This is a genomic window from Roseateles sp. P5_E1 (genome assembly GCF_054049335.1).
The window spans coordinates 1-535 of sequence record NZ_JBFUMN010000435.1 but is presented as its reverse complement, the minus strand read 5'-3'; the positions used below and the strand labels follow the sequence as shown (position 1 = coordinate 535).

1 pseudogene is annotated in these 535 nt (G+C 64.9%); it reads right to left on the bottom strand.

The window, feature by feature from the left end:
* A pseudogene (locus ACXJKJ_RS31945) lies at positions 1 to 535 on the bottom strand (23S rRNA (adenine(2503)-C(2))-methyltransferase RlmN); the annotation flags it as partial.

The window sequence follows — 535 nt, the reverse complement described above, 5'->3', positions numbered from 1 at the left end:
TCCCGGCTCTTCCCTTCCTGCAATGTCTTGTTGAACTCGGCCTGGCGACGCGTGCGATCCAGCACCTGGCCCTTGAGCTGGCCACAGGCGGCATCGATGTCGTCGCCACGGGTGCGTCGCACCATGGTGAGCACCTGCGCATCCAGCAGGATCTTCTGGAACGCGCGGATTTCGGTATCGCCGGAACGCTCGTAGCGCGTGCCCGGGAACGGATTGAACGGAATCAGGTTGACCTTGCCTGCGTGCGAGGCCTGCACGGCGTTGTCGAACTGGCGCATCAGCCGCGCCAACTGCCGGGCATGCTCGGGCTGGTCGTTGATGCCCTTCATCAGGGTGTATTCGAAGGTGACCGATTCGCGGCGCTTGTTGGCGCGCAGGTAGCGCGCGCACGAGGCCATCAGCTCGGCGATCGGGTACTTCTTGTTCAGCGTGACCAGCGTCTCGCGCAGCGCATCGTTGGCCGCGTGCAGCGACACCGCCAGAGACACATCGCTTTCCGCCGACAGCCGATCGATCTGCGGCACCAGGCCGGAGG